This is a genomic window from Helicobacter pylori, from assembly GCF_017594925.1.
GTDB classification, from domain to species: domain Bacteria; phylum Campylobacterota; class Campylobacteria; order Campylobacterales; family Helicobacteraceae; genus Helicobacter; species Helicobacter pylori_DP.
Genome location: NZ_JAALNT010000005.1, coordinates 47,658 through 58,440, shown reverse-complemented (window position 1 = coordinate 58,440; position 10,783 = coordinate 47,658). Strand labels below are relative to the sequence as shown.

At 38.6% G+C, this 10,783-nt stretch carries 7 protein-coding genes and 1 pseudogene; 3 read left to right on the top strand and 5 right to left on the bottom strand.

Features of this window, described 5'->3' with window-relative positions; translation table 11 throughout:
* Positions 1 to 8: 8 nt before the first annotated feature.
* The 3 genes and pseudogenes from aroQ to rpsO all read right to left on the bottom strand — a co-directional run bounded on the left by aroQ (position 9) and on the right by rpsO (position 2,235).
* Positions 9 to 513: pseudogene (aroQ, locus tag G6069_RS03325) on the bottom strand (type II 3-dehydroquinate dehydratase).
* Between the two features lie 130 nt (positions 514 to 643).
* A complete protein-coding gene (locus tag G6069_RS03320) occupies positions 644 to 1,933 on the bottom strand; it encodes an O-antigen ligase family protein (RefSeq protein ID WP_197293364.1) in 1,290 nt (429 codons plus the stop codon).
* A 29-nt stretch (positions 1,934 to 1,962) separates the two neighbouring features.
* Positions 1,963 to 2,235 carry a 30S ribosomal protein S15 gene (rpsO, locus tag G6069_RS03315; RefSeq protein ID WP_001207122.1) on the bottom strand — a complete coding sequence of 91 codons (273 nt, stop codon included), beginning with the start codon at positions 2,233 to 2,235 and terminating at the stop codon, positions 1,963 to 1,965.
* Between the two features lie 135 nt (positions 2,236 to 2,370).
* Here rpsO and flhA point away from each other — a divergent pair, with 135 nt between their 5' ends.
* Positions 2,371 to 4,572, top strand: a complete 2,202-nt coding sequence (flhA, locus tag G6069_RS03310) for a flagellar biosynthesis protein FlhA (RefSeq protein WP_197293363.1) — start codon at positions 2,371 to 2,373, stop codon at positions 4,570 to 4,572.
* Positions 4,573 to 4,602: 30 nt separating this feature from the next.
* Positions 4,603 to 5,646 (top strand): 3',5'-cyclic-nucleotide phosphodiesterase, encoded by a 1,044-nt coding sequence (locus G6069_RS03305; RefSeq protein ID WP_197293388.1) that lies wholly within the window; start codon positions 4,603 to 4,605, stop codon positions 5,644 to 5,646.
* Between the two features lie 729 nt (positions 5,647 to 6,375).
* Here G6069_RS03305 and hsrA read toward each other — a convergent pair.
* Positions 6,376 to 7,047 (bottom strand): response regulator-like transcription factor HsrA, encoded by a 672-nt coding sequence (gene hsrA / locus G6069_RS03300; RefSeq protein WP_001264969.1) that lies wholly within the window; start codon positions 7,045 to 7,047, stop codon positions 6,376 to 6,378.
* Between the two features lie 352 nt (positions 7,048 to 7,399).
* Positions 7,400 to 8,512, bottom strand: coding sequence for a metallophosphoesterase (locus tag G6069_RS03295; protein ID WP_197293362.1), 1,113 nt, complete (start codon positions 8,510 to 8,512; stop codon positions 7,400 to 7,402).
* Between the two features lie 198 nt (positions 8,513 to 8,710).
* On the opposite strand from G6069_RS03295, the gene acs reads away from it, so the two are divergent.
* Complete coding sequence (gene acs / locus G6069_RS03290; protein ID WP_197293361.1) at positions 8,711 to 10,699, top strand: acetate--CoA ligase; 1,989 nt, start codon at positions 8,711 to 8,713, stop codon at positions 10,697 to 10,699.
* Positions 10,700 to 10,783 lie beyond the last annotated feature (84 nt).

The following is a 10,783-nucleotide window of genomic DNA, read 5'->3' as shown; positions in this document are numbered from 1 at the left end:
GCCCCCTTTTATTTTTGATTGTTAATGGGGTTATTAGGGTTGTTTTTTTTGGGCTTCTTGGAACGCTTTCATTTCGGCTAAAATATTGACCATCGCCATTAAAGCCATGTTGTAGCCAAGCGGGCCAAATCCCATGATCACGCCTCCACAAGCCGCTCCAGTGTAAGAATTTTTCCTGAATTCCTCTCTGGCTTGAATGTTAGTGAGATGCACTTCAATAACGGGTTTGCCCGCTAGCATGATCGCATCTGCAATCGCAATAGAAGTGTGCGAAAACGCTCCAGGGTTAATGATAATCCCCTCATAATCGCTGCCCACGCTCTCTTGGATTTTATCAATGATTTCGCCCTCAAAATTAGTTTGAAAAAACTCTAATTCCACATCTAAATTGCCTTGTTTCACGAAAGTTTGCATAATTTCATGGATTTGGTCTAAGGTTACCATGCCATAAAGTCTTGGGTCTCTGTGTCCTAACATGTTTAAATTAGGCCCTTGAATCACTAAAATTTTCATTAATTTATTTCTCCTTGTTGAATATGGAATGAAACCGCATTATAGCATAAGTTTTTATCTTACCCCTTAAATCCCCCTAAGAACGCATTGTCAAGAAACTACCGCTTGACTAGCGTTAAATTTTTTGATGCTAAAAAGCGCTTTTATCCTTTTTTAAAAAAACAGCCATCATGACCATTCCTACAAAAAAACTTCCCGTAATGAAGAAATCAAAGGGGTCAAACCCGATGCCAAAAATAAGGTAAAAGGCGAGTGTCATTAGTATAAAAAACGATATTAAAGAGTTTTGCTTGATCCCGCTCCAAAAAATCTTTACAATAACTAATAAAAAAAAGATCCAGATCAAAAAGCCTATGATCCCCCTAGTGGCTAGAACATGAATGATTTGATTGTCGTATCTTTCATAACAAAGAATCAAATCTTTGGCTCTATAAGACTTTGATAAGGATAAAATCTCTTCTAACCTCTGACATTTCTCGCTAGCGGCCATACCAAACAAGGGTCTTAAACGCAAAACCGTTAGGGCTTCTTTCCAGCGCTCCAAACGCCACCCGATACTGCTATCAGCGTCCTTTTTAGCGTAGCGTTTCAGATCTTCTTCAAAGCTTTGATTTTGAACCCTAGATTGCTCTATTGCCCCCCTTTTTTCTAAAGCGTTACTCCCCACATACAAAGCGCTCAAAATAAGACTCACAACCACCATATAACCCAATGGTTTGAGCGATTTTTTGGCGTATAAAATAAAGCAAGAAAGGATCAAAAAAGTAATAACAAAAGCGATTGTCGCGCTCCTTGTAGCGCTTAAAATAACGACTAAAAACCCCACAAAAACAGAAAGGGTGAAAAAAAGTTTTTCTTTTTGATTTTGCGAATAAAGCGCATAAATATAACAGCCTAAAATGGAAACGCTCACTAAAACCACATACTCCTTAACCGTGCTAAACCCTTGCGCTCTGGGCATGTTAAAATAAATTTTTTGCGCCAATGAAAGCAAGCCGTTGATGAAATTTGCCACAGCCATGCTATAAAAAAGGACTTTTTGATTCAATTTGATTCTTAAACAACTGGCAAAAAGCAAGCATAACGCCCCGCAAGCGTAAGTTAAGGACATGTTTAGAGCGAATAAATTGTAGCGGAAAGTTTGGCTATCATACATGTTGAACATGTTAGGGAAGATGCTTAAAAACACGCCTAAAAAAGCCAGAGTGAGCCATTTAAAAGGCATGGTTTTTAAATGATTAATCGTGAAAGTTTCTTTCAAAGACGCTTGGAAATAACACCTAAGAAACAAAAAAACCATTAAAACAATCAATAAGACTTGCGTTAAAGGTTTTTTAAACGAAGTGAGAAAAAAAAGGGCAAAAATTAAAGTGAAAACAGAGTCCGCACTAAAAAAGGCTTTCAAACGCTCTTTCAACACAAACTCGCCATACCCTAAAACCGATAAAATTATCTGTCTTTAATGCCTAACTTTTCAATCAAAACCACATAACGCGCATGATTGGTGCGTTTGATGTATTTCAACAAGTTGCGTCTTTGAGCGACTAATTTTAAAAGCCCTAAACGACTGGAATGATCTTTGGGGTTAGCCTTTAAATGCTCGGTTAAAAGCTTGATCCTTTCATTCAACAACGCCACCTGCACCTCACAAGAACCCGTATCGTTTTCCTTAGTAGCAAACGCCTTAATGATTTCTTGTTTTTTCTCCAGATTCAAAGCCATAACGACCTCCTAATTGGTAATTTAATAAAGATCGCATTATAGCGTAAAATAAGCTTTTTTGTATCATACGCTTAAACTTTATATTATAATAAGAGACAAACACACCTACCAAAATTAAGGCATTGATTTTAGATTATGGCAAACGAACGCTCCAAATTAGCTTTTAAAAAGACTTTCCCTGTCTTTAAACGCTTTTTGCAATCCAAAGACTTAGCCCTTGTGGTCTTTGTGATAGCGATTTTAGCGATCATTATCGTGCCGTTACCGCCTTTTGTGTTGGATTTTTTACTCACGATTTCTATCGCGCTATCGGTGTTGATTATTTTAATTGGGCTTTATATTGACAAGCCTACTGATTTTAGCGCTTTCCCCACTTTATTGCTCATTGTAACCTTATACCGCTTGGCTTTAAATGTCGCCACCACTAGAATGATTTTAACCCAAGGCTATAAAGGGCCTAGCGCGGTGAGCGATATTATCACAGCGTTTGGGGAATTTAGCGTGAGCGGGAATTATGTGATTGGGGCGATTATCTTTAGTATTTTAGTGCTAGTGAATTTATTAGTGGTTACTAATGGCTCTACTAGGGTTACTGAAGTGAGAGCGCGATTCGCTCTAGACGCTATGCCAGGAAAGCAAATGGCGATTGATGCGGATTTAAATTCAGGGCTTATTGATGATAAGGAAGCCAAAAAACGGCGGGCCGCTCTAAGCCAAGAAGCGGATTTTTATGGCGCGATGGATGGCGCGTCTAAATTCGTCAAAGGCGATGCGATCGCTTCTATCATCATCACGCTTATTAATATCATTGGAGGGTTTTTAGTGGGCGTGTTTCAAAGGGATATGAGCTTGAGCTTTAGCGCTAGCACTTTCACTATCCTAACCATTGGCGATGGGCTTGTAGGGCAAATCCCTGCCTTAATCATTGCGACAGCGACCGGTATTGTCGCCACTCGCACCACGCAAAACGAAGAAGAAGATTTTGCTTCCAAACTCATCACACAGCTCACCAATAAAAGCAAAACTTTAGTGATTGTGGGAGCGATTTTATTGCTTTTTGCAACCATTCCTGGACTCCCTACCTTTTCTTTAGCGTTTGTAGGGACACTCTTTTTATTCATCGCATGGCTGATTAGCAGGGAGGGAAAGGACGGGTTGCTCACCAAATTAGAAAATTATTTGAGTCAAAAATTCGGCTTGGATTTGAGCGAAAAACCCCACAGCTCCAAAATCAAACCCCACACCCCCACCACAAAAACTAAAACCCAAGAAGAGCTTAAAAGAGAAGAAGAGCAAGCCATTGATGAAGTGTTAAAAATTGAATTTTTAGAACTGGCTTTAGGCTATCAGCTCATTAGTTTAGCGGACATGAAACAAGGGGGCGATTTGTTAGAAAGGATTAGGGGTATTAGAAAAAAGATAGCGAGCGATTATGGCTTTTTGATGCCACAAATTAGAATCAGGGATAACTTACAGCTCCCCCCAACGCATTATGAAATCAAGCTTAAGGGCATTGTGATTGGTGAGGGCATGGTGATGCCAGACAAGTTTTTAGCCATGAATACCGGTTTTGTGAATAAAGAAATTGAAGGCATTCCCACTAAAGAGCCGGCTTTTGGAATGGACGCTTTATGGATTGAAACTAAAAATAAAGAAGAAGCCATTATTCAAGGCTATACTATTATTGATCCAAGCACCGTTATTGCGACGCACACCAGCGAATTAGTGAAAAAATACGCTGAAGATTTTATCACTAAAGATGAAGTGAAATCCCTTTTAGAGCGCTTGGCTAAAGACTATCCTACGATTGTAGAAGAGAGTAAAAAAATCCCTACCGGTGCGATCCGCTCGGTCTTGCAAGCCTTGTTGCATGAAAAAATCCCCATTAAAGACATGCTCACTATTTTAGAAACGATTACCGATATTGCCCCATTGGTTCAAAACGATGTGAATATCTTAACCGAACAAGTGAGGGCGAGACTTTCTAGGGTGATCACTAACGCTTTTAAATCTGAAGACGGGCGTTTGAAATTTTTAACCTTTTCTACCGATAGCGAACAATTTTTGCTTAATAAATTGCGAGAAAATGGCACTTCTAAGAGCCTGCTACTCAATGTGAGCGAATTGCAAAAACTCATTGAAGGGGTCTCTGAAGAGGCCATGAAAGTCTTGCAAAAAGGGATCGCTCCGGTGATTTTGATTGTAGAGCCTAATTTAAGAAAAGCTCTTTCTAATCAAATGGAGCAGGCCAGGATTGATGTGGTCGTGCTAAGCCATGCGGAATTAGATCCTAACTCTAATTTTGAAGCTTTAGGCACGATCCACATTAACTTTTAATTTAATTTATTAAAATAAAAAAGGAGAATGATGCAAGTTTACCACCTTTCACACATTGATTTAGACGGCTATGCATGCCAGCTTGTTTCAAAACAATTTTTTAAAAATATCCAATGCTATAACGCTAATTACGGGCGTGAAGTCTCAGCGAGAATTTATGAAATTTTAAACGCAATCGCTCAATCTAAAGAGAGTGAATTCCTTATTTTGATTAGCGATTTGAATTTGAATTTAAACGAAGCGCAGTATTTGCAGGATAAAATCCAAGAACACCGCTTGCAAAATAAAAACATTCAAATCCAGCTTTTGGATCACCATATCAGCGGTAAAGAAGTGGCTGAGAGTTTCCATTGGTATTTTTTAGACACGAACCGTTGCGCGACTAAAATCGTGTATGAATTTTTGAAAAAGCATTACGCTCTTTTAGAGCCAAAAAACACAATATGGCTAGAGCCTTTGGTGGAAATGGTCAATTCTGTGGATATTTGGGACACGCAGGGTTATGGTTTTGAATTAGGCAAGGTGTGTATGCGCATGATTAACCAAAGCTCTGAATTGAATCGTTTCATGTTTGATGATGAAAACCGCAACTATAAATTAAAGCTTTTAGAAGAAGTTAAAAACTATTTGTTTTTAGAAAATGCCCCTGTAGCCTATGATAACGATTTGTTCAGGCTTAAAAAAATCGCTTTAGGGGGCGACCCTAATACGGAAACGATGGACAATATCTCTTCAAATGCGCAAACGCATTTGCTCTCTTTAAAAAAGCATGATTGCAGCGTTTATTACCAGGATAAAAAAGGGTTTTTAAGTTATTCTATGGGGGGTATTAGCGTGTTGGCTAACCTTTTTTTAACGCAAAATCCGGATTTTGATTTTTATATAGATGTGAACGCTAAAGGGAATGTGAGCTTAAGAGCGAATGGGAATTGCGATGTGTGCGAACTCAGTCAAATGTGTTTTAATGGGGGCGGGCATAGGAATGCGAGCGGAGGCAAGATTGATGGCTTTAGGGAGAGTTTCAATTATAGGGATATTAAAGAACAAATTGAAGAAATCTTCAATAACGCTTAAAACTAAAGTTAGCTGTTTGTAAAAAGCGTTGGTTATAAAAACTAAGAGTTTAAAACTCTTTTTGATAAGGTTTAAAAATTTTCATCCCATCGTTTTATAGCAAAAACTCATTTCTTTAAGGATAGAAGATATTTTAAAACAACTTCTCTCCCTATAAACCTCCAACTAACCCCCATAACCCCCAAAAGAGCGCTTAAAAATCCATCGCTTGATTAAAATCAAGCTCTTTTAATCATTTGATTGTAAAGAATGTTTTTAGCATTCTTTAAGTTTTATGGTCAATATTTGACAGAGCCAAAGTTTGCATTTTTGTGTCAAGACTTGACAAGTTAGTCTAATTTTGCTACTTATAAGTCTAACATCTACTGCTCCTTTTGTTAATGTTAGACTTCTTAAATGTTAAAATTCGCATCTCCCCCATAGCCATCAATAAGCACAACAAACTCCCTATGGGGGATTTGTTTAACTATGATAACCACTACAAGACAAAATCTACACCGCCTTATCATCAGCGAGCGGCCTTGTTTTATAGCTATCTAATTCTAACAAAGAAACATTATTGTTTTTAGCCGATAAGGGTTTAACCAAAATACCCTACCAATCGCAGATAAAATGATCATGCTCCTAGCTAAACACCAACTTGATATGAGTGTCTCTACTATCGTTATTAAAATATTTGATTTTACCCACCCCACACCCTCATTCTAATCTATTTTTAGCAAAAAGAATTTATTCCTCACACGCCGGTTTTGGGTAACAAAAACGATAGCCTCTGCGCCTTACAGTTTCAACCGTGGAAATCCCCAAAGGTTTATCCATTTTTTGGCGGATTTGATTGATAGCCACTTCAATGACATTAGGGGTAACCATTTCAGGCTCTTCCCAAATAGCGTCTAAAAGCTGTTCTTTGGAGACGATCTGATCCCTATGTCTGGCAAGATGGGTGAGCACTTCAAAGGGCTTCCCTTTAACTTCAACTTCACGCCCCTTGTAAATAATCTTTTCTTCATCAGGGCTAATGGTCAAATCCCCAATTTCAATCACATTAGAGCCCCAAAACCTCAAACGAGCCTCAATCCTTGCGACTAAAGCTTTAATGCTGCGGTAAGGCTTGGCGATATAATCGTCCGCACCCTGCTCAAACGCATGGACTTCTTCTTCGCTTGTAGGGTTATCAGAAGAAACTAAAACAACAATAGAAGAATGCTTTTCCTTGATTCTAGAAACAAAACTTAAAGCGTTTTTATCGCTAACCATAACTAAGTCGTAATTCCTAATATCCATAAGATATTCCCCATCCTCTAAACTCTCTGTTACATCAGCCATAAAGCCTTTAATATTTAAGCCTTTTTCAATTTCTCCACCCAAAACAGAATTTTTTTCAATCAGTAGAACGCGCATGGTGTATGACTCCTGCATTTAAGAGTAATTCAATCACTGATTATATCATAATTTTAAATTAGTTTAAGAAAATATTAATAAAAGTTATCGCTTGATCAAAATCAAGCCCTTGGTTATTGGTTGTAAAAAATGCCTTTGAGCGTTTTTATGGATAATTTTTAAAATCATTTACTAAAAATCACCATTTTATTGTATAATTACAATTCCAACCATTCCTTATGGTTTGGTTGGCACCGCTTAAGATTGAAGGGTCACCTCCCCCTCCTTTCCCTTTGTCTTGGCGGTTGTTTTTTTAATCCTTGTTTAGTCCTTATTTTTAACCGCTTGATTACGATTTTAAGATTTTGTTTGACTAAGCTTGATTTTTAGGTAAAAGCCTAAGGCATGCGATCTCGCTAGGGGCTAAAAACCTTAAAGGAACGCCCCAATACCCTGCCCCACTGCTCACGTAAATTTGAGTGGTGCCGCTGTGCTTGTATAAACCATATAAATAAGTTTGCGCTAACTTGACTAAAAGGCTAAAGGGAAAGATTTGCCCTGCATGGGTATGCCCTGAAAGCACTAGATCTATAGAGTGGCTTTCTTTGACGCTTCTAATTTGTTTGGGCTGGTGGGCCAAAAGGATCGTGGGCTTACTACTATCACGCTTTTTTAACGCCTCATCAATATTGGGGGCAAAATTTTGATGCTTCCTTGCGAAATAATCATACACACCGCACAAATTGATCCCCCCTAAATGCACGCACTCATTCCCTAAAATCGTCAAATTAAGCGTGTCAAGAAACGATAAAATCGGCTCTATGCCATGATAATACTCATGATTTCCTGGCACATAAAAAGTGCCATGCGTGCTTTTAAGGTTGTTTAAAGGCAGTAAAAAAGATTTGACTTTTTCAATGTTTTCATCCACTAAATCCCCCCCAATCAGCACCATATCCACTTCTTTTTGATTGACTTCTTCTACAATGTAATCAACAAAATCTTTTTGCAACAAACTCCCCACATGCATGTCTGTGAGTAAAATAATCTTTAATTCTTTATCCAGCTTGTCTAAATAAATAGGGGTTTCTTTGATTTTAGGGCGGGCCAACCCTTCATAAAATCCGCGCCAAAAATACCCTAATAACGCCAGATAAAACCCTAACTTTAAAAAGTTTTTTAAACCTTTACGCCTTGAAGGTAAGAAATCTATTTTTTCTATGGAGTAGGAAAACCCGTAAAAACTCAAAGAAAAAACAAACACAATAAAAGACACAAACGAACATGCTGAAGTCAAAACAAACAAATGGCTAGGCATAATATTTCTATAAAAAGCAAAAGCCACCTCGCCTACGCTCAAAAGGATAAAAAACCATAAATAAGCGTGTTGAGAGATTTTCTTTAAGGTTAAAAACGACTTCAACATCCTAAAAGAACTATAATTCAAAAGACACAAAACCAATAAAAACGCTATGGAGATCAGCATACCACCCTTTTTGTAGTCATAATGTTCTACTATATTAGCATATTAACGCTAATATCCCCTTTAGGTTTCATCGTGCTATTTCCTTTTTTATCAGTCTCAATCCACACAGAAAGAGAAAAGTATCCCTCCCTTTAAAAAGAGTGTGAGTTTGGATACAATAATAAAAAATGCGCTTAAAACCATGAAAAAGGAGATGCGATGCAATTAGACGAAGATTTAGAATTCGCTAAAAAAATCTTTAACCCTAACAGAGCGTTTGCCAAGCAAGCCAGGATTAAAAACATGTGCGAATATAGAGATTTAGTGCATGAAGCCAATGAAGATTATGAACATTTTTGGGGCGAGTTAGCCAAGCAAAAACTCACATGGTTTAAACCTTTTGATAAGGTTTTAAACAGCGATAACGCCCCTTTTTTCAAATGGTTTGAAAACGGCAAAATCAATGTTTCTTACAATTGCATAGACAGGCATTTAAAAGACAAAAAAAATAAAGTGGCGATCATTTTTGAAGGGGAAATGGGGGATTATAATGTCATCACTTACAGAAAACTCCACTCTGAAGTCAATAAAACAGCCAACCTTTTAAAAAACGAATTCAATGTCAAAAAAGGCGATAGAGTCATTATCTATATGCCTATGATTGTAGAAAGCGTTTATATGATGCTCGCATGCGCTAGGATTGGAGCGATCCATAGCATCGTTTTTGCTGGGTTTAGCCCTGAAGCCTTGAGGGATAGGATCAACGACGCTCAAGCTAAATTAGTTATCACAGCGGACGGGACTTTTAGAAAAGGCAAACCTTACATGCTCAAGCCAGCCCTTGACAAGGCTCTAGAAAATAACGCCTGCCCTAGCGTGGAAAAAGCGCTCATTGTGATACGAAACGCCAAAGAGATTGATTATGTGAGAGGGCGCGATTTTGTCTATAATGAAATGGTCAATTACCAATCCGATAAATGCGAACCTGAAATGATGGACTCTGAAGATCCTTTATTCTTGCTCTATACAAGCGGATCAACCGGGAAACCTAAAGGCGTTCAACACAGCAGTGCGGGGTATTTGCTATGGGCGCAAATGACGATGGAGTGGGTTTTTGATATTAGAGATAACGATAATTTTTGGTGCACCGCTGATATTGGTTGGATCACAGGGCACACTTATGTGGTTTATGGGCCTTTAGCTTGTGGGGCGACGACTTTGATACTAGAAGGCACGATGTCTTATCCGGATTATGGGAGATGGTGGAGGATGATAGAAGAATACCGCGTGGATAAATTCTACACTTCCCCCACCGCTATAAGAATGTTGCATGCTAAAGGCGAAAACGAACCTTTAAAGTATAATTTAGAATCGCTCAAAGTTTTAGGAACGGTGGGAGAGCCCATTAACCCTACGGCATGGAAATGGTTTTATGAAAAAATCGGTAACTCAAAATGCAGTATCGTGGATACTTGGTGGCAAACAGAAACAGGCGGGCATATCATCAGCCCTTTACCGGGAGCTACGCCTATAAGGGCCAGCTGTGCAACTTTACCTTTGCCTGGAATCCATGCAGAAGTTTTAAACGAAGACGGCACCAAAACAAAGCCTGGAGAGCAAGGGTTTTTATGCATCACTAAGCCATGGCCTTCTATGGTAAGAAACATTTGGGGCGATGAAAAACGATACATTGATAGCTATTTTTCTCAGATCAAGTTGAATGGGGAATATGTCTACCTCTCTGGAGATGGCGCTATCGTGGATGAAAACGGATACATCACTATTATTGGGCGCACAGATGATATTGTGAATGTGAGTGGGCATAGGATTGGCACGGCTGAAGTGGAGAGCGCTATTTCTAAACATGAAATGGTGGTTGAATGCGCAGTAGTGGGTATCCCTGATACGATTAAAGGAGAGGGCTTGTTTGCGTTTGTGGTGCTGTGCGATGGGGCTAAATGCAATCTTGGCGAGAGTTTAGAATTGTTAAAAGAAATGAATCATATCTTATCCGTTGAAATTGGAAAGATCGCTAAATTAGACAATGTCATGTATGTGCCGGGTTTGCCTAAAACCAGGAGCGGGAAAATCATGAGAAGGCTTTTGAAATCTATCGCCAAAAAAGAGCCCATCACTCAAGATTTAAGCACGCTAGAAGATGTGAATGTGGTCAAAGAAATAATGAGTATCGTTCAAATGGAAGAGTGAAATCTAAAAAATGCTTTTTGGAGTTTTTTAGCTAAATAATAAGAGTCAATTTTAATCAAGCATCTCTTATAGAGTGCAGAAACG

What these genes read in the sequence shown, in the direction of transcription:
- hsrA (WP_001264969.1), bottom strand. Translation starts at nt 7,047, where the DNA reads ATGCGCGTTCTACTGATTGAAAAAAATTCTGTTTTGGGTGGAGAAATT.
- G6069_RS03295 (WP_197293362.1), bottom strand. Translation starts at nt 8,512, where the DNA reads ATGCTGATCTCCATAGCGTTTTTATTGGTTTTGTGTCTTTTGAATTAT.
- G6069_RS03305 (WP_197293388.1), top strand. Translation starts at nt 4,603, where the DNA reads ATGCAAGTTTACCACCTTTCACACATTGATTTAGACGGCTATGCATGC.
- rpsO (WP_001207122.1), bottom strand. Translation starts at nt 2,235, where the DNA reads ATGGCTTTGAATCTGGAGAAAAAACAAGAAATCATTAAGGCGTTTGCT.
- acs (WP_197293361.1), top strand. Translation starts at nt 8,711, where the DNA reads ATGCAATTAGACGAAGATTTAGAATTCGCTAAAAAAATCTTTAACCCT.
- flhA (WP_197293363.1), top strand. Translation starts at nt 2,371, where the DNA reads ATGGCAAACGAACGCTCCAAATTAGCTTTTAAAAAGACTTTCCCTGTC.